The following is a 22,067-nucleotide window of genomic DNA, read 5'->3' on the forward strand; positions in this document are numbered from 1 at the left end:
CGCTTCAGGCCCTTGTTTTACTGACTGGTGCCCGGGGTCGGACTCGAACCGACACGCCTTGCAGCGGGGGATTTTGAGTCCCCTGCGTCTACCGATTTCGCCACCCGGGCGGTGGAGGCCGGATTATGACCTAACTGCTACGAGCGTGACAAGCTCAGTCTTGCTGATTTTGCTGTGCGTTCTTCAGTTCGAGCGCGCGTTCATACAAGGCATTGCGCGCCGCGCCGGTAATCGACTGCGCCAGCGCAACAGCTTGCTTGAGCGGTAGCTCGGCAACCAGCGGGGCGAGTACCTGATCGTGGGTGCTTGCCTCCAGCACGGGTGCGGGCGGCGCGGCATCGAGCACCAGTACGAATTCGCCGCGTTGCTGATTGCTATCCGCCTTCACCCATTCGACCAGCTCAGCCAGTGGCGCGCGGCGGAGTGTTTCGAAGGTCTTGGTCAATTCGCGCGCGAGGAGTGCCTTGCGATCGCCACCATAGACCTCGGCCAGATCAGCCAGGCATTCAACGATGCGGTGTGGCGCTTCGTAGAACACCGTGAGGTAAGGCAGACTGGCCAGCGGCGCGAGCGCATCACGACGTTGTTTGGTTTTGGGTGGCAGGAAGCCGTAGAACAGCGAATGGGCGCAATCGAAACCGGACCCGGACAGCGCCGTAGTCAACGCAGAGGCACCTGGAATCGGCACCACCTTGATACCCGCAGCGTGCGCGGCAGCGGCGAGTTGGGCGCCGGGATCAGAGACACCTGGCGTGCCCGCATCCGATACCTGGGCTACGATATCGCCAGCCTGCAAGCGGGCGACGAGTCTCTCCGCCATTGCCCGCTCGTTGTGTTCGCGCAGGCTCACCATTGGTTTGGAGAGCCCGAACTGCTTGAGCAGCAGGCCGGTGACACGCGTATCTTCGGCGGCGATAACATCGGCGGCGGCCAGGATGTCAAGCGCGCGCGGCGTTAAATCCCTCAGGTTACCGATAGGGGTAGCCACCACATATAATGTGGACTTAACGGCGATGAAAGGGTCGGTATGCACATTCGGGCTCCTGGCAACTGGCGGGCAATACTATACGGCGCATGGCTGATCGGCGTCTGTTTTATGGGTGTAGCGAAAGCGGCAGAAATCGCCAGTGCGGCAAGCGCCGCCAGCAGCGTTGCAGCAGAACCGGAGCCGGAGGCCAGCAAACCCGCCTTCATCGCGCTGCTACTGCCGCTGAACAGCAAGGCCTTCAAGCCCGCCGTAGCGCAACTCAAAAGCGGTGTGCAACTCGCCGAGAAAGTCTATGGCGATGGCAAGCAACCGCCGGTGCATGCCTACGACAGCGGCGAAAAGGATGAAGACGTCCTCGCCCAATACACCAAAGCGATACAGGATGGCGCGGCGGCAGTGATCGGGCCGCTCACGCGCACCGCGCTCAATTACCTCGCCGACAACGGCAAATTCCCCGTACCAGTCATCGCGCTCAACAACTTCGACGAGCAAACGCTACGCCGGCCCAATCTGTATAGCTTCAACCTTTCGGTCGAAGAAGAAGCCGCCGCCTTGGCGCGGCAGCTGGCACAAGACGGTGTGCGCCAGCCGGTGATACTGGAAGGCACAGGCGCCTTGAACCGGCGTACGGCGCAAGGCTTTAGCGCGGCATGGCAGACGGCCACCGGCACCGAAGCTGCCCATGTACAAATCGGCGATAGCGTGAAGGAATACGGCGCACTCAAAACGCATCTGGCCGATCTGGGCATCGATGCGGTGTTCCTCGCTACCACGACCAAGCAGACCCGCAAGCTGCGGCCTTATCTGGGTAGCGAGTTGCCGCTGTATGCGTCATCGCAGCTCAACCCCGGTAGCCTGCCGTCGACAACACTCATTGATCTGGGGGGCATCCGCTATCTGGACATCCCCTGGCTGGTCAACCCGAACGAACCCACCTATGCGGTATTCCCACGCGAGCGAACCAAGTCGAGCGATCTGGAGCGCGTGTTTGCCCTGGGTGTCGATGCGTGGCGACTGGCCATCGCACTGCTCAAAGCACCGGATGACGGCGTAAAAATTGATGATGGCTTGACCGGAAAGCTGTCGATTTCGCCTGCCGGCGTAGTGCGGCGGGAGATGCCCATGCAAACGCTGGCCTGGCCCAAGGCAAATGGCGCTGCGCCAGATTCACCGGCAACCGATCTGGAATGATGCGTGGGCAAGAGGCGGAAAACCGCGCCGCAGAGTACCTCGTCAATCGCGGCCTCAAGCTCGTGGCGCGCAATTGGCGCTGCAAGGCGGGCGAGCTGGATCTGATCTGCCGCGACGGGAACACGCTCGTGTTCGTCGAAGTCCGCCAACGCCGCAGCCGCGCTTTTGGCGGTGCAGCCGCGAGTATCACCGCTTCGAAACGCGCTAAACTCTGGGCCGCTGCACAAAGCTATCTGCAAACCGTACGCCCGACGCCACCCTGCCGCTTCGACGCGGTATGCATCGATGGGGAACGAATCGACTGGCTGCGGGACTGTATTCAGGGATGAACCGGATTCGTCCGATGCCGTTGGCGTGTAATGTCGCTGCCAAGGCAGCCGAAAATTCAACGAAAACCTGCCGTGGCCAATGCCGGGCAGGTGGTTAAAGGACAAGAACCATGGATTTGAAACAACGGGTGCGCCAGCACTTTGAAGACAGCATCGCCGCCAAGACCGCCGCCATGGACGTGCTCTCGCCATCCATTGCCGCCGCCGCCGAAAAACTGGTGCAAGTACTGGTCGCAGACGGCAAGATCCTCGCCTGCGGCAATGGCGGCTCCGCTGCCGATGCCCAACACTTCGCCGCCGAGATGGTCGGCCGCTTCGAGCGCGAGCGCCCCGGCTTGGCAGCGATTTCGCTCACCACCGATACCTCGGCGCTGACCGCCATCGGCAACGATTACGACTTCGACATGGTGTTCTCCAAGCAAGTGAGCGCCATCGGCCGCGCCGGTGACGTGCTGCTGGCGATTTCCACCTCCGGCAATTCGCCCAACGTGGTCGCCGCGATTCACGCCGCACACGAACGCCAGATGAGCATCATCGCCCTCACCGGCAAGGATGGCGGGCAAGTCGGCGAAATCCTCGGTGGCGACGACGTTCACCTGAACGTGCCAGTGCCGCGCACCGCCCGCATTCAGGAAGTCCACATCACCGCCATCCACGCCCTGTGCGATGCAGTTGACTACCTGTTGCTCGGGGGCGAGTAAATGAACTGGACATCGGGAAAGCGAACCCTGGCCATCGCCCTTGCCGCAACCGGCATCGCCCTCTCTGCCTGCGTGCCGATTCTGGTGGCCGGCGGTGTCGCCGTCGGCGCGTGGATCGGCTCTGACCCGCGCAAGAGCGAGACACAAGCCACTGATCTGCGGATCAGCACCAATATCACCAACCGCATCTACGACCTCTACAAAACCAACTCCCACGTGAACGTGCATGCGTTCAACGGTCAGGTTTTGCTCACCGGCGAAGCGCCGACCGAAGCAGATCGCGCCAAGATCCAGCAGATCGCCCGCACCGAAGCCGGCGTGAAAAAGCTCTATGACGAAACCGTGGTTGCGCCGCCATCCGAACTCGGCACGCGTGCCAACGATACCCAGCTCACGGCGCGGGTGAAGACCGCCATCCTGAATAGTGCTGGCGATCCGAACGCGATCCATATCCTGGTGACCACCGAACGCAAGGTGGTGTACCTGATGGGCATCACCACCGAAGAGATCGCCAATCGCGCTGCACAAGCGGCCGCAAACGTCGGTGGCGTGACACAGGTGGTGAAATTGATCGAATACGCACCAGCAGGCCCGGCCGGCAAGGGCAGCAACTAAGTGGTAGCAAAGCAAAAAGGGCGTCATTGACGCCCTTTTTTGTTGCCGATGACTGCGACCTACAACAACGACCGGATATCCCGCGCCACCATTTGCGCAATCGACGGGCCGGCTTCCGCCGTCGGGTGCAATTGATCAGACTGGAACCAGTCCGGCCGCTGAATGATCGGCGCGAGCAGGAATGGCGTCAGGCCGACTCGTTGCGATTTGGCGATATCTTCGTACATACCGGCAAAACGCAGCGTGTAATCCGGGCCATAGTTGGGTGGTAGTTGCATGCCCAACAGCTGAACTTTTGCACCGGATGCCTTGGCAAGTTTCACCATCGCCTCCAGATTCGCTTTAGCCTTGTCGAGCGGCAAGCCGCGCAACCCATCATTGGATCCAAGCTCAATCAGGACCACCTTCGGCTGATGCTGCTTGAGCGCTGCCGGGAACCGGGTCAGGCCACCGGCAGTCGTCTCTCCGGAGACACTGGCATTGATCACGCGATAAGGCTTGCTCCCTTGCGCAAGTTGTTTTTCCAGCAACGCCGGCCAGGCTTTATCGGCTGGCAGCCGGTAGCCCGCAGAAAGGCTATCACCAAAGATCAGCAGCACCGGTCGATCCGCTGCGGCGGCGATCGAGAACAGCAGCACCCCGACCAACAACACCAATACGCGCCCCAGCCCCTTACCGAATCCCCTGCCGAGCCCATTCAAAAACATGACTGATCTTTCTCCCTTGTTGCGTACTGAAAACCTCGGCAAGCACGTGGTCGCCGCCGATGGTGAGCTGGACATCCTTGCTGGCGTGACGTTCCAACTGGCCGCCGGCAGCAGTCTGGCCGTTGTCGGCGCATCCGGCTCCGGCAAATCGACGCTGCTGTCCTTGCTGGCCGGGCTCGATACACCAACGCGCGGCGAAGTCTGGCTGGGCGGCAATGCATTATCCACGCTAGACGAAGACGGCCGCGCCCGCTTGCGTGCGAAATATGCCGGCTTCGTGTTCCAGTCGTTCCAGCTGCTGCCGGAACTTACTGCGCTCGAGAACGTGATGCTGCCGCTGGAACTGGCCGCCCGCAAGGGCGCTTCGCGCCGGCAGATGGAAGCCACCGCGACGGATTGGCTCGGCCGGGTCGGACTGGGCAAGCGGATCGATCACACGCCGCGCACGCTATCGGGCGGCGAGCAACAACGCGTGGCACTGGCGCGGGCCTTTGCCGCCGGGCCACAGCTATTGTTTGCCGACGAACCGACCGGCAGTCTCGACACCCACACCGGCGAACAAGTTGCCGATCTGCTGTTCGAGCTGAACCGCGAAACCGGTACTACGCTGGTGCTCGTCACCCATGACAACCAGCTCGCCAGCCGCTGCGGCGCCCGCTTGCGACTCACGGCCGGCGAAGTCGTCGAACAGGACGGCCTGTGATGCTCATCCTGCGCCAGTTCATCCACGGCTTGCGCGCCGGCCATTACCGCACGCTGCTGGCCGCACTGATCGTCACCATCGCCGCGCTGACCGCCGTCGGCCTGTTCACCGAGCGCGTGTCGCGCTTGATGAACACCGAATCGAACAACCTGCTGGCTGCCGACGCGGTACTCACCACCGACCACCCCATCTCGCCAAGCGCGACCGATGCTGCCCACAAACATGGTCTGCAGATCGCCCGCACCGCCGCCTTCCCGAGTATGAGCGGGGCTGGTGATGCGGCCGTGCTCGCCAGCGTGAAGGCCATCGATGGCGGCTATCCACTGCGCGGCAAGCTCATGCTGGGCACGGCGGCTGGCAGTCAACAGGTATCCGGCCCGCCCAAGGTCGGCGAAGTCTGGCTAGATCCGCGCTTGGCAACGCGCCTCAACGCCAAGGCCGGCGACACCATCCGGCTCGGCCGTAGCGATTTCCGCGTTACAGCATTGATCGACAAGGAACCCGATGCCGCGCTCGATTTCGCCAGCCTGCAACCGCGCCTGATGATGAACGCGGCCGACTTACCAGCTACCGGCTTGATCGGCTTCGGCAGCCGTGTGCGCTACCGCCTGCTGGTAGCCGGCCCGACCAAAGATGTCGCAGCGTGGAAAGCGGAAGTGAACGCCAAACTCGGCCGTGGCGAGCGGCTGGAAGACGTGCGCGAAGCCCGGCCGGAAGTGAAAACCGCACTCGATCGTGCCGAACGCTTCCTGCGCCTCGTCACCCTGCTGGCCGCCACGCTCAGCGCTGTCGCCATCTTGCTGGCCGCCCGCCGCCACGCCGCCAACCGGGCCGATGCGGTCGCGCTGTTCGTCACTTTTGGTGCCAGCCGCAAACAGATTCGCGGCTTGCTGTTGGGCGAGCTGCTCTTGCTGTTCCTGTCCGCCGCGCTCGTCGGTGGCGTGGTGGGCTGGGGGGCGCAGAATGTGCTCGGCTGGGCGATCCAGAACCAGTTGCCCGCGCCACTCGCAGCCGGATCGCTCTGGCCTTGGCTATCGGCCTGCCTGTTTGGATTCGTGCTCTTGGTTGGCGTGGCTGGACCATCGCTGCTGCAACTGGCAGCCACGCCGCCGCTGAAAGTGCTGCGCCGCGAACTCACAGCACCGGCCAAATTATGGGTCTCGCTCGTCCTCTCTGGCGGCGCGGCGCTGGGTCTGCTGTGGTGGGTCGCCGGCAATGCCACACTGGCCGCCTTGGTGGCAGGCGGCATCATCGCCGCCCTGCTGGCCGCCGGCTTGCTTGGCTGGTTATTGGTGCGGGCCTGGGCCAGCTTCGCGCAGGATTTCGCCGCCCGCATCGCCGTGCGGCAACTGCTACGCCGCCGCTGGCTCGCCGCCGCGCAACTCGCCGCGCTGACGGTCGGGCTGCTCGGCCTGTGGCTGCTGACGTCGGTCGAGAACGATCTGCTGGCCGCGTGGCAAAGCAAAGTCCCGGTCAATGCCCCCAACCAGTTCGCAATCAATATCCAACCAGATCAAGCCAAGGCATTTACCCAGCAACTGCGCGACATCGGTCTGGGCAACCCCGCGCTGCAGCCGATGATTCGCGGCCGCTGGGTCGGGCACAACAGCCAGCCGGTCGATCTGGCCAAGCTGCCAGACGATCGCGCCAAGCGGCTGGCCGAGCGTGAGTTCAACCTCTCCTGGGGCGAGACCTTGCGTGCCGACAACCGCATCGTCGCCGGCGATCCGCTTAATGACGACCAGCCGGGCTTTTCGGTCGAGAAAGGCTTGGCCGATACGCTGGGTATCAAGCTGGGCGATACGCTCGATTTCGACGTCGCCGGCACGCCAGTCAGCGCCAAGGTGGTGAATCTGCGGCAGGTCGATTGGGATTCGTTCCGGGTCAACTTCTTCGTTGTCGGCACACCCGCTCTCTTCCGCGATGCCCCGACCAGCCTGATCACCAGCTTCCACCTGGCAGGAACGGAGAACGCCAAGCTCGCGCAAGTCTCCCGCGCCTTCCCGAACGTGACCTTTATCGACGTCGGCGCCGTGCTGGCCGAAGTCCGCCGTGTGCTTGATCTCGTCTCTGGCGCGTTGCGGCTGGTGTTCGCCTTCTGCCTCGCCGCCGGTATCACCGTGCTGCTGGCGGCACTGGAAACCACCGCCCCCGAACGCCACCGCGAAATCGCCGTATTACGCGCTCTTGGCGCAACCCGCGGCCAGATCGCCGCCATCCTCTGGCGCGAAGGCGCGGCTATCGGTGCTGCCGCCGGCTTGGTCGCCGGGCTGGCCGCCAGCGTATGCGGCTGGGCAATCGGGAAATACGTGCTGGAGCTACCAGTGGCGGTGAACTGGCTGCTGCCGGTTTACAGCATGGTGACCGGCCTGCTGCTGGCTGCCGTGGTCACCGCGTGGGAGCGGCGACGCCTTGCGCGCAGTACCGCGCTGGAGTTGATTCGCGATCCGGGATGAGACACAAGGAGATGCCCCATGTAGCCCGGACGGCTTGGCCGGCCGGGGGCTCCGTGACCAGGGCCAGCGGCGGTGATTGTTTGACCCAGTGTCACCCCGGCCGGCCAAGCCGTCCGGGCTACGGCCCGGCGCAATGAACATTGTAGGAGCGAGCTTGCTCGCGATTGCATCGTATCATTCACCGTCGCCATCGCGAGCAAGCTCGCTCCTACAGGGGACGTGTGAAACGACACGCATCGTTCTCCTTCAGCGTGTGCAAAAAAGCGCCCCCTAGCCGCCCTTCACCGCCGCCGTAAACGCAATCTCAATCAACAAATCCGGCGATGCCAACTCCGCCCGCGCACACGCCCGCGCTGGTGCTGCGCCAGCGGGCAACCACGCCGCCCAAATCTCGTTGAGCACGGCGCGGTTGCTGAAATCAGTCACGTAAATGGTCGCCATCATCAAGCGGCTCTTGTCTGAACCGATGGTCTGCAAAGTGCGCTCCGCCTGCGCCAGCAACGCCTGCGTTTGTTCGGCAAACCCGCTGCCGCTTTCCGGGACTTCGACAAAGCAGGCAATGCCGTTGAAGCTGACCGCGTCGGACCACAAGTCGGTCGGGTTAAGGCGGTGGATATCCGGGTCGCTCATCATGGGCTCCAAATGCGGTCGGGGAAAAGGACGATATTTTGGCGTGTTCCGGCGGTACTGGCGCGGGTTTGTGAATGCAGAAACACCAGCCTTGCCGGCATGAGCGATCCCCTACATGCTTTCCCACTGACCGCAAAAATTTTCGGGGTGCATATGGCAGATACCGATCCATTTCAACTTGACGACGCCGCAGACTTGCCGAATGGATTCTGTAGTAACGGTGAGAACATCCAGCATGAGTACCCTGTTAACACGCCCGCCATACTCGACGTCTTGAACAATCTACCCGCCGATTTTATGGCTGCCGGCCGCGAAGATGCGCCAGCGCAAGAACGCGAAAGTTTCTGACCGGCCAGCGCTCGCAATGGCACCGGATCTTGAGACATGGCCATCGCGAGCAAGCTCGCTCCTACAACTTCAACACCCCCTCTGGAAAACACCCATGACCCAAGACTTGCAACACATCCCGCTGACCAAAATCGATGGCACTGCTGCCCAGCTCAAGGACTATCAAGGCAAGGTGCTGCTGATCGTCAATGTCGCCTCCAAGTGCGGGCTGACCAAGCAATACACCGGGCTGGAACAACTCTATCGCGACAAGCAAGCATCCGGTCTGGAAGTGCTGGGTTTTCCGGCCAACAACTTCAAGCAGCAGGAACCGGGCACGGACGAGGAAATCGCGGCGTTCTGCAGCGGCACGTATGACGTGACCTTCCCGTTGTTTTCCAAGCTGTCGGTGAAGGGCGAGGATCAGCATCCGCTCTATGCCGCGTTGACCGCTGCTCTGCCGCACGCACTCGATACCGGCCCGTTTCGCGAACGCCTGATCAGTCGGGATATCCCGGTTGGCAGCGAGAGCGAGGTGTTGTGGAACTTCGAGAAATTCCTGATCGACCGTAGTGGCCAAGTGGTCGGGCGTTTTGCGCCGGATATCGAGGCAGATGATGCGCGCTTGTTGGGGGCGATTGAGGTGGAGTTGGGGCGGGCTGGTTGAGGGGTGATGCGCTTTTAAGTCCCCTCTCACATCCCGTGCAAGGCTTTTAGCCTTGTTCAGGGAAAGTGGGAGAGGGTTAAGGAGAGGGTGCTGAAAAGGGCATTGCCCTCAGCACGGCCCTCACCCCCGGCCCCTCTCCCATAAATGGGCGAGGGGAGAACTACAATTTGCGGACAAGGCTACCCCGCCAACACCGCCCGCGCCGAAGCCTCATCCGTCACCAAACCAGACAACCACCCACCACGCAGCACCGCAGCAATCGCCTTGTGCTTGGCTGCGCCGCCCGCAAAACCGATCACCGGCCGCGTGGGCGAGGATGGCCACTGCAGGCTGGTCACGCGGGAAGACAGCGGCGACACCAGCGGTCGCCCTGTGCCATCGATGATGTGGCCAATCATCTCGCCCGCCGCACCGGCAGCCACCAATTGGCTGACTTCCTCTTCGCTCACGAAACCGTCTTCCAGCAACGGGCAAGCCGGGCCGACCGAGCCGACGCCGACCAGAGTCAGGTCAGCATGGGCGGCGAGTTCGCTCACGACGCGATAGACACGATGGCTGCACCACTGGCGGCAGTCTTCCGCGCTATCCGCAATCAACGGCGCAGGCAGCATGAAGTATTTGCTGCCGGTCTTTTCCGCCGCACGCAGGGCGACGTCGTAGCGGTTGGATGCGCCATCGCTGGAAATCGCCCCCACCATCGACACAATGCGATGCTGCGGCCGATCGATTTCCGGCAGCTCATCGATGATGGCCTTGAGCGTGCGGCCCGAGCCGACATTGATCACCATCGGTTTCTCGGCGTGAATGAACTGCTCCACCACCTCCGCCCCCGCCACCGACAGCATGCGGCGTAGCGCCTCGGCATTGTTGCCATCGGTAGGCACCACGCTGCAGATCGCCAACCCGAAACGCGTCTTGAGCGCGTCGGCCAGCGCCAGGCAATCCGAAATCGGGTGTTCGATCCGCACCCGCACTAGCCCCTGCTCCACCGCATAAGCCACCAGCCGCTGCGCCATCTGCCGCGAGATACCCAGCCGGTCAGCAATCTCGTGTTGCGTGTTGTTGCCCACGTAATACATCCACGCGGCACGGGCGGCTTGATCCCTTTTTTCTTGTTGTCGCGACATCCCTTGCTCCTCATTCGACGAACGGCAGTCTTCTCATCCGTTGCATTTGCTGCGCTGCGTTCGAGCGTGATTGTAGCCGTTTGGCAATGAATGACGCCGTTGTTGGCTTGCAGGCCACGCACCAGCTTGATGCAGCGCATCACGTTGCATTTGCTCAATCATAGAGCAAATGCTTGACATTGGTGCGACACAGATCGAATATTTGCCCATGTAACGAACAAATGCTCATTACATATTGGCCGCAGCGGCAGCAACCATGCACCACAATCAGTCGTATGCACTGCCATTGCCCGGCCGATCGTCTGTCCCGATAGCTGAACCGACCGCCTTGAAAGCTGTTTTAAAACAGCTTGTTAGAGCCTACATGTCGTGCCTCACCGCCCAGGAGATGAGATCCATGAAGCGCAAGACCCTGCTTTCCACCCTCGCCACCGCCCTGTTTGCCACCGTTGGCCTCGCCAGTGCGGCCAGCACCGTGACGATTGCCTCCATCAACAACCCGGACATGATCGAGCTGCAAAAGCTCTCCAAACAGTTCGAAACCGCCAACCCGGATATCAAGCTGCGCTGGGTAGTGCTGGAAGAAGGCGTGTTGCGCCAACGCGTCACCACCGACATCGCCACCAACAGCGGCCAGTTCGATCTGATGACCATCGGCGCGTACGAAGCCCCCATCTGGGCCAAGCGTGGCTGGCTCAGCCCGCTGGATATGCCGGCCAGCTATGACCTCGACGACGTGATCAAGGCGGTGCGCGATGGCCTCTCCTACGAGGGCAAGCTCTACGCCGTGCCGTTCTACGCCGAAAGCTCGATGACCTACTACCGCAAGGACCTGTTCGACGCCAAGGGCCTGAAGATGCCAGCGCAACCGACGTGGAATGACGTTGCCGGCTTTGCTGAAAAACTCACCGACAAGGCCAAGGGCACTTATGGCATCTGTCTGCGCGGCCGGGCCGGCTGGGGCGAGAACATGGCACTGGTCACCACCATGGCCAACACCAACGGTGGCCGCTGGTTCGACGAGAAGTGGAAGCCGACCCTCGATACGCCGGAATGGAAAAAAGCCGTTACCCAGTATGTCGATCTGCTGAACAAATACGGCCCGCCGGGCGCGAGCGCCAACGGCTTCAACGAGAACCTGGTGCTGTTCGGTGGCGGCAAGTGCGCCATGTGGGTCGATGCCACCGTCGCGGCTGGCATGCTCTACGACGGCAAGGAATCCAAGGTCGCCGACAAGGTCGCATTCGCCCCCGCGCCGATCGCCAGCACGCCCAAGGGCGCTCATTGGCTGTGGATGTGGTCGCTGGCGATTCCGAAGTCGTCCAAGTCGCAGGATGCTGCCAAGAAGTTCGCCGCCTGGGCCACCTCGAAGGAATACATCCAGCTCGTCGCCAAGGACAAGGGCTGGGCCTCCGCGCCGTCCGGCACGCGGAAATCGACCTACGCCTCGCCCGAATACCAGAAGGCTGCGCCGTTCGCGAGCTTCGTGCTGAACTCGATCGAGACCGCCAACCCGACCGACCCGACGCTGCAAAAGGTGCCCTACATCGGCGTGCAGTTCGCCACGATTCCTGAGTTCCAGTCCATCGGTACTGTGGTCGGGCAGACGATTGCCGGTGCGCTGACAGGCAAGACGACGATCGATGCTGCGCTCAAGACCGCACAGGCACAGGCCGAGCGGGCGATGAAACAGGGTGGGTATTTGAAGTAAGTCTGCAACGGCCGGCTCCAGCTTTTGTCCCCTCGCCCTCCCGTGCAAGGCTTTGCCTTGTTCAGGGACTGTGGGAGAGGGTTAGGGAGAGGGTGGTGGCAATAAAAAACGCCCCTCTCCCCCAGCCCCTCTCCCATAAATGGGCGAGGGGAGCCAACAGCCAAGCCGGCCTGCACTGCTGCATCTGGAACGTCGTTCCTGCAACCAAGCCGTTGCTATTAGAAGTGAGCCCCTCCATGACTCAACAAACCATCATCCTGCCCACGCCGGCGACGCCCATCGCGCCGCCCGCGCCCGGGCGCAAGTTCTCCCCCGCCAAGCTGCTGCTCACGCCCTCGGTCGCCATGCTCGGCCTGTGGATGATCGTACCGCTGGTGATGACGCTGTATTTCTCCGTCATCCGCTACAACCTGCTCAGCCCCGACCAGACCGGTTTTGTCGGGCTGGATAACTACCGCTACCTGCTGGAAGACCCGGCGTTCTGGCCGTCGATCGGCCACACGCTGGTGCTGATCGTCTCGGTACTGTTGATCTCGGTGGTCGGCGGCACGCTGATGGCGGTGCTGTTCGACCAGAAATTCCCCGGCCGCGGCATTGCCCGCCTGTTCGTGATCGCGCCGTTCTTCGTCATGCCGACAGTGGGCGCGCTGATCTGGAAGAACATGATCCTGCACCCGGTCTACGGCCTGTGGTCGCATCTGTTCCGGCTGGTCGGGCTGGAGCCGATCGACTGGCTGGCCGACTACCCGCTGTGGTCGATCATCGTGATGGTGGCGTGGCAGTGGACGCCGTTCGCCTTCCTGATCCTGCTCACGTCCTTGCAATCGCTGGATCAGGAACAACGCGAAGCCGCCCAGCTCGATGGCGCCGGCCCGGTGCGCATCTTCATCCACATCACCTTGCCGCACCTCAAGCGCGCGATTGCCGTCGTGGTGATGATCGAGAGCATCTTCCTGCTGTCGATCTTCGCGGAAATCTTCACCGCCACCGCCGGCGGGCCGGGCACGGAAACGACCAACCTGCCTTATCTCGTCTATTCCATCGGCCTGCAGCAATTCGATATCGGCATCGCTTCAGCCGGCGGCGTGATCGCTGTCATCCTCGCCAACATCGTGTCGATCTTCCTGGTACGCATGCTGGCGAAAAACCTGCGTGGGGAGTACGACCAATGACGACCGCCAACATGCGCCAGATCGGCGTCGGCATCCTTGGCTGGGGCGTCGCCCTGGTGATGTTCCTGCCCATCCTCATCATCGGCGTCACCGCGTTCAAGACCGAGCAGGATGCCTACGCGCTGTCGCTGATCTTCACACCCACGCTGGATAGCTTCCGCGAAGTGTTCGAGCGCAGCCATTACAGCACCTTCGTCTACAACTCGATGGCTGTGTCGATCATCTCAACGCTGCTGTCACTGGTGATCGCCGTGCCGGCCGCGTATTCGATGGCGTTCTTCCCCAACCGCAAGACGCAAAAACTGCTGTTGTGGATGCTCTCGACCAAGATGATGCCGGCCGTGGGCGTGCTGATCCCGATCTACCTACTGGCCAAGAACACCGGCCTGCTGGATAGCGTGCCCGGCCTGATCATCGTCTACACGCTGATGAACCTGCCGATCGCGGTATGGATGGCCTTCACCTACTTCAACGAAGTGCCGAAGGAAATCCTCGAAGCCGCCCGCATCGACGGCGCGAACGCGTGGCAGGAAATCTGGCACCTGTTGCTGCCGACCACCCTGCCGGGCCTGTCGTCCACCGCGCTGCTGCTGATCATCCTGTCGTGGAACGAGGCGTTCTGGAGCTTGAACCTCTCCAGTGTCAATGCCGCACCGCTGACGGTGTTCATCGCCTCCTACTCCAATCCCGAAGGGCTGTTCTGGGCCAAGCTCTCCGCCGCTTCCTTCCTTGCCGTCGCGCCGATCATGGCCGTGGGCTGGGTGGCGCAGAAGCAGCTGGTACGCGGGATGACCTTCGGAGCGGTGAAGTAGTGGAGGCAACCAGCAAAACCCTTCTGGCGTCGTTGCGCGGTCTTGCCGTACTCGCACGTACGCTCGTACGACCGCGCGCCTAGCCAGAACCGCTGCGCTGGGTTTTTCTGGCTGCTTTAAACATTGCTGCAGAAGCACACAGAAACACAGCAAAGACTTTTGTCCCCTCTCCCGTTTACGGGAGAGGGCTAGGGAGAGGGTGTTGGCTAAACAACTGCCCTCTCCCCCAGCCCCTCTCCCATCAATGGGCGAGGGGAGCCAAGACTCCAAATTTGATAGATAAGGATTTCGCATCATGGCCAGCCTGACCATCCGTAATCTGCAAAAGCGTTATGAAGAAGTCGAAGTCATGCGCGACATCAATCTCGACATTGCCGATGGCGAATTCGTCGTCTTCGTCGGCCCCTCCGGCTGCGGCAAATCCACACTGCTGCGCATGATTGCCGGGCTGGAAGACATCAGCGCCGGCGAGCTGCGCATCGGCGACCAGCGGATGAACGAAGTCCCCGCCAGCAAGCGCGGCATCGCCATGGTGTTCCAAAGCTATGCGCTCTACCCGCACATGACGCTGTACGACAACATGGCTTTCGGCTTGAAACTGGCCGGCAAGAGCAAGGCCGAGATCGACGCCGCCGTGATGCGTGCCGCCAAGATTCTGCACATCGATCATCTGCTCGACCGCAAGCCCAAACAGCTCTCCGGCGGCCAGCGCCAACGCGTCGCCATCGGCCGCGCCATTACCCGTGAGCCGCACGTATTCTTGTTCGACGAACCGCTCTCCAACCTCGACGCCGCCCTGCGCGTGAAGATGCGGCTGGAGTTCGCCAAGCTGCACGACGACCTCAAGACCACGATGATCTACGTGACCCACGATCAGGTCGAAGCGATGACGCTGGCCGACAAGATCGTCGTGCTGTCAGCCGGGCGCATCGAGCAAGTCGGCAGCCCGCATACGCTGTATCACCACCCTGCCAACCGTTTCGTCGCCGGCTTTATCGGCTCGCCAAAGATGAATTTCCTCGCTGGCACGGTGCAAGGGTTTGATGGCGATTTCGTGCAGGTGCAGCTCGATAACGGCGGCATCCAATCCGTCGCTGTGGAACGCGGCGCACTGAAAGCCGGCGAGCGCGTCACCCTCGGTATCCGGCCGGAGCACCTGCATGTAGTGCATGGGAGCCAGATCATCCCCGCCACCGTCACCGCGCAGGAATCACTCGGTGATCACGCCTACGTCTACGCCGACTGCCCCGCCGCACCGGACGGCCTGATCCTGCGCGTGCCGGAAGAAGAGCAATACCGGCCGGGTACGGCGCTGCAACTGGGCGCTGATCCGCAACGCTGCCATTTGTTTGATGCGAGTGGGCAGGCGTTGGCGCGGGTGAAGGTGCTGCAGGCGGCGTGAGGCTGGTGTTATCCCCCCCTTCGCGGAAGGGGGGTTAGGGGGGATTTTGGTAAAGCAACAGCCATTCTTCGGATTAGAGCTACCAAGCCCGAAAGCGAAGTGGATTTTCTGTTCGCCGAATGGTTGGGAATTCCTACGAAATCCCCCCTAGCCCCTTGGCTGAGCGAATCAACGATTCGTACGCCACCGCGAAGGGGGGAGCAAAACAGCGCCCCCCCGCACTCCCCGCCCCAACAGACATCCCGCCATTCCATACATGGCACCCAAACCAGATTTCGCCTTTCAATACCCGGAGCACCCCATGTCCACCTCTCCCTCCACCTGGCTGCACATCGGCGCCGGTTCTTTCCATCGCGCCCACCAAGCGGTTTACCTGCATCGCCTCATCGAATCCGGCGATGCCAGCTGGTCGCTCGCACTCGGCAATATCCGCGACGACATGACACCGCTGCTCAACGCGCTGGCCAAGCAAAACGGCGCATACACATTGGAAACCGTCGATTCATCCGGCGCGCGCGAATACGAAACCATCCGCTCCGTCCGCCAGATCGTGCCGTGGGATGCCGAGCTGGCCGCGCTGACAGCGGTCGGGGCTGATCCGCAGACGCGCATCATCTCCTTCACCGTCACCGAAGGCGGTTACTACCTCGATCAGCATCACAAGCTCGACGTCGCCAATGCCGACCTCGCTGCCGATCTGGAGTCTGATCCGAAAAAGGGGGACCACCGCACCATCTATGGCACACTCAGCGCCATCCTGCGGGCTCGGCAAGCACAAGGTCACGGCGCGGTGACGCTGCTCAATTGCGACAACCTGCGCCACAACGGCGAACGCTTCCGCGATGGCCTGCTGGAGTTTCTGGCCCTGCGCCAAGAGACCGCGTTGCGCGACTGGGTGCTGGTCAACACCAGCAGCCCGAACAGCATGGTGGACCGCATCACCCCGCGCCCGACCTCCGAAGTCCGTGAGCGCGCGCTGGCTGCCACTGGCGTCGACGACCCATGCGCGCTGATGGGTGAGCGCTTCATTCAGTGGGTGATCGAAGACAACTTCATCGCCGGCCGCCCGGCGCTGGAACAGGTCGGCGTGGAAATGGTGGAGTCCGTGCTGCCGTATGAGGAAGCCAAAATCCGCATCCTCAACGCCAGCCACAGCTGCGCGGCCTGGGCCGGCACGTTGATTGGCCTATCCACCATCAACGGCGACATGGCCGTGCCGTCGATCCGGCAGATGATGCTCGATTACGTCACCCGCGACGTCATCCCCTGCCTGACCCCCAGCCCGCTCGATCTGGTGCGCTACCGCGATACGGTGATGGACCGCTTCAGCAACCCGTACATCCTCGACAGCAACCAGCGCGTGGCGGCGGATGGGTTCTCCAAGATGCCCGGCTTCATCGCCCCCACGCTGCAGGAATGCTTCGCTCGCGGCGCTACGCCGGAAGCCACGGCCATGCTGCCCGCGCTGTTCTTCGTCTTTCTGCAACGCTGGCAAGCCGGCACGCTGCCCTATGAATATCAGGATGGCATTTTCGACGCCGACGCCACCCGCGCCATGCTGACCAGCGCCGACCCGATCGCCGCCTACGCCGCCGATCCGATGCTATGGGGCAAGCTGGCTGGCGATCCGGCGTTTACCGACTTGTTGCGGGGCGCAGTAGCGCGTACACAACAATGGCTTGCCAGCATGCAAAGCGCATAGCAAATCCAAACGTTGTAGGAGCGAGCTTGCTCGCGATTGCATTGACCAAACCATCATGGCAATCACGAGCAAGCTCGCTCCTACAATCGTTTTCATCCCGGCCAACACAGGAAAACATCCATGTATCTGGGCATCGACCTCGGCACTTCCGAAGTCAAAGTGGTCTTGTTGAACGAAGACAACCGCGTCGTCGCCAGTGCCGGCGTCGCACTCACCGTCAGTCGGCCGCACCCGCGTTGGTCCGAACAAGACCCGGCCGCGTGGTGGCAGGCCACGTGCGACGCCATCGATCAGTTGCACGCCTCCCACCCGGCCCAGTTCGCCGAAGTGCGCGCCATCGGCCTGTCCGGTCAGATGCACGGTGCGGTGACGCTGGATGCGCAAGACCGCGTGCTACGCCCGGCCATCCTGTGGAACGACATGCGCGCCGCCGACGAATGCCGCGAGCTCACCGAACGCGCACCGGATCTGCACGCCATCGCCGGCAACCTCGCCATGCCCGGCTTCACCGCCCCGAAGCTGCTCTGGCTGGCGAAGCACGAACCGAACGTGTTCGCCCAAACCGCCACCGTGCTGCTGCCCAAGGACTACCTGCGCCTGCGCCTGACCGGCGAAAAAGCCAGCGACCCATCCGACGCCGCCGGCACGCTGTGGCTCGATGTCGCCAAGCGCGATTGGTCGGATGAGCTGCTCGCCGCGACCAACCTCAGTCGCGCTCATATGCCGCGCTTGGTCGAAGGCGATGCCATCTCCGGCACCGTGCGGAATGAGCTCAAACAACGCTGGGGCTGGACGCATGAAGTCATCGTGGCTGGCGGCGGCGGCGACAACGCCGCCAGCGCCATCGGCATCGGCGCAACCGAACCCGGCGATGGTTTCATTTCGCTCGGCACCTCGGGCGTGCTGTTCGTGGTGAACGACCGCTACCGCCCCAACCCAGCCTCGGCCGTGCACGCCTTCTGCCACGCCCTGCCCGGCCGCTGGCACCAGATGAGCGTCATCCTCTCCGCCGCCAGCTGCCTGCGCTGGCTGTGCAAGCTGGTCGGCACCGACGAAGCCACGCTGCTGCCCGAAGTCGTCGCCCTACCCACCGCCGCGCTCGACCATGCCCCGATCTTTCTGCCCTACCTATCGGGCGAGCGCACGCCCCACAACGACCCGTTCGCCCAAGGCATCTTCCACGGCCTCACCCACGCTACCGACCGGGCCATGCTGGGCTACGCGGTGCTGGAAGGCGTCGCCTTCGCGCTGATGGATGGGCTGGATGCGCTGCATGACGCAGGCACCGAAGTCGATACGCTCTCGCTCATGGGTGGCGGCGCGCGCAGCCCGTATTGGGCACAACTGATTGCGGACATCCTGAACACCCGCCTCGTCACCCATCACGGCGGCGAAGCTGGCGGGGCGTTGGGTGCGGCGCGGTTGGGTTGGCTGGCCAGCGGCGGCGTTGAAGCTGCGATTTGCGAGAAGCCACCCGTGCGGGCGGAGTACTTGCCGAGCAATGCCCGGACGGAGATTCTGGCGCGGCGGCTGGCGCAGTATCGGGCGATCTATCGGGATGGGCCGGGGGCGTTGCGGTAGGCCGCTTGGGCCAGTCACTGCTTGACAATCCCAAGGCGCCCCTCAGCCGAGCAACAGTGTGGTTACGAACAGCAGTCGCAGTTTTTGTAGGATAGCGACGCACTGTAGTTTCGTAGGGCGCAATCCCCGCAGGGCATTGCGCCGCACCTCCCCTCTCACATCCCGTGCAAGGCTTTGCCTTGCTCAGGGACAGAGGGAGAGGGTTAGGGTGGTGAAAAGAATGCGGCCCGTGGTAGTGCCCTCACCCCCGGCCCCTCTCCCACAAGTGGGCGAGGGGAGAAAACCAAGGCCCGGCGTAACTTGAACCGCAACTGCATCAGCCCAAGTCACCCTCTTCAAGGAGAGGGCCGGGGTAAGGATGGTCTGCCCCCCTTTCAAAAGCGCCCCGCCAGACAGACCGGCACGGGGGTTTCGGGGATCGAGTGTTTGAGGGCCTTGGCCCGAGTTTTCGATGCCCGCCCGTGACGGGCTGGCTGGCAGGGCATCTGGCGCTTGCGACAGACGTTTTTGCAGGGTCGCCTTCTTTTGCTTACTTTTGGCTTCGCCGCAACCGGGCAGCGCCCGGTTGTCTTGGCGATACAAGAAAACTGCGCATGCGCAGTTTCGCTAAAAGTGAGTCGGCCTGCGGGACGAACTCCCGCTTGAAACACCTTTACTCGCGCCATTGGCGCTTAAACCCCGTCCGCCGGGCGGAACCGGCATGTAAAACTTTTGCCCGCGCCGCAGGCGCTAAACCTCAGCTCGCCACGCGTCAATCAACGCAGCGAACCACTCAACACACACTGCACCACCACCCCACCCTCATACCCCAACACCACCGTCCGGGCACTGTCACCGCTGATCCGGCTCGGCAGCTTGATCCCCAGCGCAGCGGCCGTCCTGGCCGGCATCGACCAAGTCAGTTTGCCCTGATCAAGATAGCCATTCACCTCCGCATTGCGGATGTGCAGGCTCACATTCATCCCGCCGTGGCGATACAGCAAGGTGGCGTCGATCTCCGCACAGCGGTAGGTGTTTTGTGACGGCGCAGGATAGAACAGGCTGCCGCCGCTGGTCTTGGCATCGCGGTGGCCGGGTGTGAGCACCAGCAAGCCGATGCAAATGATCGCCATCGCCACCAATCCGGCAGCGACCCATTTGCCCGTATTCCGCTTGGCAATGACGCTCACAGGCGGAGTCGCGGTGATGGATTCGGTAACGGGCATGACCGGTGCCACGGCATCGGATACCGGTAGATCGACACGGGCCGGTTTGGCCGGGCGTATCCGTTTGGACTTGGGCGGGGCCAAGGCACGCGCCTTGAGCACATTGCGGCTTTGCAGCGGCACGAACAAGGCTGCCATGAGCGGAATGACCACCGTCAACGCGGGCGACTGGGTGTTGATCCAGTCCGCCACCAGCGGATCGGCCACCGCGATGCTGCCGGCGATCCAACCCAGCAACGCGCCGCCCGCGACGATCAGCTGCGGATAGCGCGCCATCAGGCCCACCGCCAGCGTGCTGCCGAACATCAGCAAGGGCACGCTCAGGAAGACGCCGAAGGCCATGAACAACAGATTGCCTTGCGCCAGCGCCGCAAGGGCGACGACGTTGTCCAGACTCATCGCCAGATCCGCCACGATGATGGTGATGGCAGCAGCCCAGAGATTGCTGGAGACGTCCACCTCATCCACATCCGGCTCTTCCTGATCGACCATCAGGCGGATGGCGATCCATAGCAGCACCAATGCACCGATCAGCTTGAGCATCGGCAGGTTGAGGAAGACGTTGACCACCCCCGCCAGCACCACGCGCAGCACAATCGCCGCGCCGACCCCCAGCAACATGGCTTGCCGACGTTGCTGCGGCGGCAAGCCGCGACAGGCCAGCGCGATCATCACGGCGTTGTCGCCACTGAGCAAAAGGTCGATCAACAACGCCTGCAGCGAAATCCCCGCCGCGTTGAAAAGGCTATCAAAGCCCATGGCTTGCTCCCCGCATGACTAGCCCAATCCCCCGACAATGCCCGACACCAGGCCCAACGCACCGACCGCGATAAACAACGCGGCCACCCACGCCGCATAGCGGCCACGCAAACGGTGCTCGGCCGGCAAGGCGCTGCGGGCCAGACAGAACAGACAACCCAAGGTCAGCGGCAACAAGATGGCGTTGACCACGGCAATGGCGATGGAAAGCCGGACCAGATTGATGCCGGACGCCACCAACACGCCGCCAGCCACCAGCATCAACACGAACGTGCCATAGAACCACGGCGCATCCTTGGGATGTTTTTCCAGTGCGTGCCGCATGCCGGTCGCCTCACCAATGGTCCAGGCGGCGGTCAGGCATACAACGATGATCGCGACCAATGCCCCGCCGCTCAGACCCAAAGCAAACACCACGCGGCCGACGGTATCGCCAAAGGCATGCGTAAACGCGGAGGCGATGTCCGGCACGCTATTCAGCCCGCCCGCGCCGCCAGTGCTGTACAACGTCGCGCCGGCAATGACGACGGCGCAAGTGACCAGCTGGCAAAACACCGCGCCCAACGCGGTATCGAGGCGAGCGATTTTCAGCTCCTTGAGCGTCAACCCTTTGTCGATGATGGCGGACTGCTGATAGGCGACCGTCCACGGCATGACGCAGGTGCCGAGATTGGCCGCCAGCAAATAGAGGTAACCGCGGTCACGCAGCGGTTGTTGCGTCAGGTGGTCGAGGATCAGGTGGTGGTCGGGTGCAGCTTTCCACGCCACGACAAAGAAGGCGATCTCGAACAGGCCGAGCCCGATCGCCAGGCGCTCGATCGAGTGATACGACCCCGTGATCACCATCAGGAAAATCGCCACCACCAGCAGCGTCATGCTCTGCCACAGCGGCACGCCGAACAATTGGCCGACGCCCGCCAGGCCGCTCATTTCCGTCACCAAAGCACCAAAGCAGCTCAACACCAGCGCGGCCATGATCACCCCGGCAAAGCGCTTGCCATAACGCTGCAGGATTAGCTCGATATAACCCAGCCCGGTGCCCAGCCCCAATCGCACCGACAGCTCTTGGGCGATAAACAGCAAGGGGATCAGCATCAGCTGGAACACCAGCAGCCGGTAGCCCCACTGCGCACCGCCTTGCGCCGCTGCGATGACGCTGCCGGCCTCGGTATCGGCCAGCATGACCACCAGACCGGGACCGAGCGCGCCGAGAATCCGTCGCCAGCGCGCGCCGTTGCGAACACCGGGATTCATCGCAGGCAATCCGCCAAGGAGCTGTTCG

20 protein-coding genes and 1 tRNA gene are annotated in these 22,067 nt (G+C 62.6%); 14 read left to right on the top strand and 7 right to left on the bottom strand.

Going from position 1 to position 22,067, the window contains the following annotated elements; genetic code table 11:
• Positions 1–25 precede the first annotated feature (25 nt).
• Both BR41_RS11310 and rsmI read right to left on the bottom strand, forming a co-directional pair.
• Positions 26–110 (bottom strand) — tRNA-Leu (locus tag BR41_RS11310).
• Positions 111–154: 44 nt separating this feature from the next.
• On the bottom strand, positions 155–1,033 hold the full coding sequence (gene rsmI, locus BR41_RS11315) for a 16S rRNA (cytidine(1402)-2'-O)-methyltransferase (RefSeq protein ID WP_245615855.1): 879 nt from the start codon (positions 1,031–1,033) through the stop codon (positions 155–157).
• 63 nt (positions 1,034–1,096) lie between these two features.
• On the opposite strand from rsmI, the gene BR41_RS11320 reads away from it, so the two are divergent.
• From BR41_RS11320 to BR41_RS11335, 4 genes are all read left to right on the top strand, one after another.
• Positions 1,097–2,179, top strand: coding sequence for a penicillin-binding protein activator (locus tag BR41_RS11320; RefSeq protein WP_035056355.1), 1,083 nt, complete (start codon positions 1,097–1,099; stop codon positions 2,177–2,179).
• Entirely contained in the window at positions 2,176–2,508 is a 333-nt protein-coding gene (locus BR41_RS11325) for a YraN family protein (protein WP_035056357.1), read from the top strand. Before BR41_RS11320 ends, BR41_RS11325 begins: the two co-directional genes overlap by 4 nt.
• Positions 2,509–2,618: 110 nt before the next feature.
• On the top strand, positions 2,619–3,209 hold the full coding sequence (locus tag BR41_RS11330; protein WP_035056360.1) for a phosphoheptose isomerase: 591 nt from the start codon (positions 2,619–2,621) through the stop codon (positions 3,207–3,209).
• Positions 3,210–3,824: a BON domain-containing protein gene (locus BR41_RS11335; protein ID WP_051710746.1), complete on the top strand. Its 615-nt coding sequence runs from the start codon at positions 3,210–3,212 to the stop codon at positions 3,822–3,824.
• A 59-nt stretch (positions 3,825–3,883) separates the two neighbouring features.
• Here BR41_RS11335 and BR41_RS11340 read toward each other — a convergent pair whose 3' ends face one another.
• Positions 3,884–4,531 carry an arylesterase gene (locus tag BR41_RS11340; protein WP_084187054.1) on the bottom strand — a complete coding sequence of 216 codons (648 nt, stop codon included), beginning with the start codon at positions 4,529–4,531 and terminating at the stop codon, positions 3,884–3,886.
• On the opposite strand from BR41_RS11340, the gene BR41_RS11345 reads away from it, so the two are divergent.
• Entirely contained in the window at positions 4,530–5,234 is a 705-nt protein-coding gene (locus BR41_RS11345) for an ABC transporter ATP-binding protein (RefSeq protein WP_035056362.1), read from the top strand. The two genes, BR41_RS11340 and BR41_RS11345, sit on opposite strands and share 2 nt — an antisense overlap.
• On the top strand, positions 5,234–7,690 hold the full coding sequence (locus BR41_RS11350) for an ABC transporter permease (RefSeq protein ID WP_035056365.1): 2,457 nt from the start codon (positions 5,234–5,236) through the stop codon (positions 7,688–7,690). The genes BR41_RS11345 and BR41_RS11350 overlap by 1 nt, the downstream gene beginning before the upstream one ends.
• Positions 7,691–7,960: 270 nt before the next feature.
• On the opposite strand, the gene BR41_RS11355 is transcribed toward BR41_RS11350, so the two are convergent.
• Positions 7,961–8,320: a Rid family hydrolase gene (locus BR41_RS11355; RefSeq protein ID WP_035056368.1), complete on the bottom strand. Its 360-nt coding sequence runs from the start codon at positions 8,318–8,320 to the stop codon at positions 7,961–7,963.
• A 99-nt stretch (positions 8,321–8,419) separates the two neighbouring features.
• On the opposite strand from BR41_RS11355, the gene BR41_RS11360 reads away from it, so the two are divergent.
• Positions 8,420–8,668, top strand: a complete 249-nt coding sequence (locus BR41_RS11360) for an AbrB/MazE/SpoVT family DNA-binding domain-containing protein (protein WP_035056371.1) — start codon at positions 8,420–8,422, stop codon at positions 8,666–8,668.
• Between the two features lie 94 nt (positions 8,669–8,762).
• Positions 8,763–9,314 carry a glutathione peroxidase gene (locus tag BR41_RS11365; protein WP_035056374.1) on the top strand — a complete coding sequence of 184 codons (552 nt, stop codon included), beginning with the start codon at positions 8,763–8,765 and terminating at the stop codon, positions 9,312–9,314.
• Positions 9,315–9,493: 179 nt separating this feature from the next.
• Here BR41_RS11365 and BR41_RS11370 read toward each other — a convergent pair whose 3' ends face one another.
• Complete coding sequence (locus tag BR41_RS11370; protein WP_035056377.1) at positions 9,494–10,441, bottom strand: sugar-binding transcriptional regulator; 948 nt, start codon at positions 10,439–10,441, stop codon at positions 9,494–9,496.
• Between the two features lie 397 nt (positions 10,442–10,838).
• Here BR41_RS11370 and BR41_RS11375 point away from each other — a divergent pair, with 397 nt between their 5' ends.
• The 6 genes from BR41_RS11375 to xylB all read left to right on the top strand — a co-directional run bounded on the left by BR41_RS11375 (position 10,839) and on the right by xylB (position 18,821).
• Positions 10,839–12,152: an ABC transporter substrate-binding protein gene (locus BR41_RS11375; protein ID WP_051710748.1), complete on the top strand. Its 1,314-nt coding sequence runs from the start codon at positions 10,839–10,841 to the stop codon at positions 12,150–12,152.
• Between the two features lie 236 nt (positions 12,153–12,388).
• A complete protein-coding gene (locus BR41_RS11380; RefSeq protein ID WP_035056379.1) occupies positions 12,389–13,324 on the top strand; it encodes a carbohydrate ABC transporter permease in 936 nt (311 codons plus the stop codon).
• The gene (locus BR41_RS11385) at positions 13,321–14,136 is read left to right on the top strand and encodes a carbohydrate ABC transporter permease (RefSeq protein WP_035056381.1); all 816 of its coding nucleotides are present in this window, start codon (positions 13,321–13,323) and stop codon (positions 14,134–14,136) included. Before BR41_RS11380 ends, BR41_RS11385 begins: the two co-directional genes overlap by 4 nt.
• Positions 14,137–14,431: 295 nt before the next feature.
• Entirely contained in the window at positions 14,432–15,538 is a 1,107-nt protein-coding gene (locus BR41_RS11390) for an ABC transporter ATP-binding protein (RefSeq protein WP_035056391.1), read from the top strand.
• Positions 15,539–15,839: 301 nt separating this feature from the next.
• Positions 15,840–17,240: a D-arabinitol 4-dehydrogenase gene (gene dalD / locus BR41_RS11395; protein WP_035056393.1), complete on the top strand. Its 1,401-nt coding sequence runs from the start codon at positions 15,840–15,842 to the stop codon at positions 17,238–17,240.
• A 120-nt stretch (positions 17,241–17,360) separates the two neighbouring features.
• Positions 17,361–18,821 carry a xylulokinase gene (xylB, locus tag BR41_RS11400; RefSeq protein WP_035056396.1) on the top strand — a complete coding sequence of 487 codons (1,461 nt, stop codon included), beginning with the start codon at positions 17,361–17,363 and terminating at the stop codon, positions 18,819–18,821.
• Positions 18,822–19,576: 755 nt separating this feature from the next.
• Here the strand turns inward: xylB and BR41_RS22930 are convergent.
• Positions 19,577–20,785 carry a TerC family protein gene (locus BR41_RS22930; protein ID WP_051710749.1) on the bottom strand — a complete coding sequence of 403 codons (1,209 nt, stop codon included), beginning with the start codon at positions 20,783–20,785 and terminating at the stop codon, positions 19,577–19,579.
• Between the two features lie 18 nt (positions 20,786–20,803).
• On the bottom strand, positions 20,804–22,039 hold the full coding sequence (locus tag BR41_RS11410; RefSeq protein WP_035056399.1) for an NRAMP family divalent metal transporter: 1,236 nt from the start codon (positions 22,037–22,039) through the stop codon (positions 20,804–20,806).
• Positions 22,040–22,067: the final 28 nt, after the last annotated feature.

Origin of the sequence: Andreprevotia chitinilytica DSM 18519 (genome assembly GCF_000711875.1) — a bacterium.
Lineage (GTDB): Bacteria > Pseudomonadota > Gammaproteobacteria > Burkholderiales > Chitinibacteraceae > Andreprevotia > Andreprevotia chitinilytica.

Coding starts and splice junctions, on each gene's coding strand:
- BR41_RS11320 (WP_035056355.1), top strand. CDS start 1,097: ATGGGTGTAGCGAAAGCGGCAGAAATCGCCAGTGCGGCAAGCGCCGCC.
- BR41_RS11325 (WP_035056357.1), top strand. CDS start 2,176: ATGATGCGTGGGCAAGAGGCGGAAAACCGCGCCGCAGAGTACCTCGTC.
- BR41_RS11330 (WP_035056360.1), top strand. CDS start 2,619: ATGGATTTGAAACAACGGGTGCGCCAGCACTTTGAAGACAGCATCGCC.
- BR41_RS11335 (WP_051710746.1), top strand. CDS start 3,210: ATGAACTGGACATCGGGAAAGCGAACCCTGGCCATCGCCCTTGCCGCA.
- BR41_RS11345 (WP_035056362.1), top strand. CDS start 4,530: ATGACTGATCTTTCTCCCTTGTTGCGTACTGAAAACCTCGGCAAGCAC.
- BR41_RS11340 (WP_084187054.1), bottom strand. CDS start 4,531: ATGTTTTTGAATGGGCTCGGCAGGGGATTCGGTAAGGGGCTGGGGCGC.
- BR41_RS11350 (WP_035056365.1), top strand. CDS start 5,234: ATGCTCATCCTGCGCCAGTTCATCCACGGCTTGCGCGCCGGCCATTAC.
- BR41_RS11355 (WP_035056368.1), bottom strand. CDS start 8,320: ATGAGCGACCCGGATATCCACCGCCTTAACCCGACCGACTTGTGGTCC.
- BR41_RS11360 (WP_035056371.1), top strand. CDS start 8,420: ATGAGCGATCCCCTACATGCTTTCCCACTGACCGCAAAAATTTTCGGG.
- BR41_RS11365 (WP_035056374.1), top strand. CDS start 8,763: ATGACCCAAGACTTGCAACACATCCCGCTGACCAAAATCGATGGCACT.
- BR41_RS11370 (WP_035056377.1), bottom strand. CDS start 10,441: ATGTCGCGACAACAAGAAAAAAGGGATCAAGCCGCCCGTGCCGCGTGG.
- BR41_RS11375 (WP_051710748.1), top strand. CDS start 10,839: ATGAAGCGCAAGACCCTGCTTTCCACCCTCGCCACCGCCCTGTTTGCC.
- BR41_RS11380 (WP_035056379.1), top strand. CDS start 12,389: ATGACTCAACAAACCATCATCCTGCCCACGCCGGCGACGCCCATCGCG.
- BR41_RS11385 (WP_035056381.1), top strand. CDS start 13,321: ATGACGACCGCCAACATGCGCCAGATCGGCGTCGGCATCCTTGGCTGG.
- BR41_RS11390 (WP_035056391.1), top strand. CDS start 14,432: ATGGCCAGCCTGACCATCCGTAATCTGCAAAAGCGTTATGAAGAAGTC.
- dalD (WP_035056393.1), top strand. CDS start 15,840: ATGTCCACCTCTCCCTCCACCTGGCTGCACATCGGCGCCGGTTCTTTC.
- xylB (WP_035056396.1), top strand. CDS start 17,361: ATGTATCTGGGCATCGACCTCGGCACTTCCGAAGTCAAAGTGGTCTTG.
- BR41_RS22930 (WP_051710749.1), bottom strand. CDS start 20,785: ATGGGCTTTGATAGCCTTTTCAACGCGGCGGGGATTTCGCTGCAGGCG.
- BR41_RS11410 (WP_035056399.1), bottom strand. CDS start 22,039: ATGAATCCCGGTGTTCGCAACGGCGCGCGCTGGCGACGGATTCTCGGC.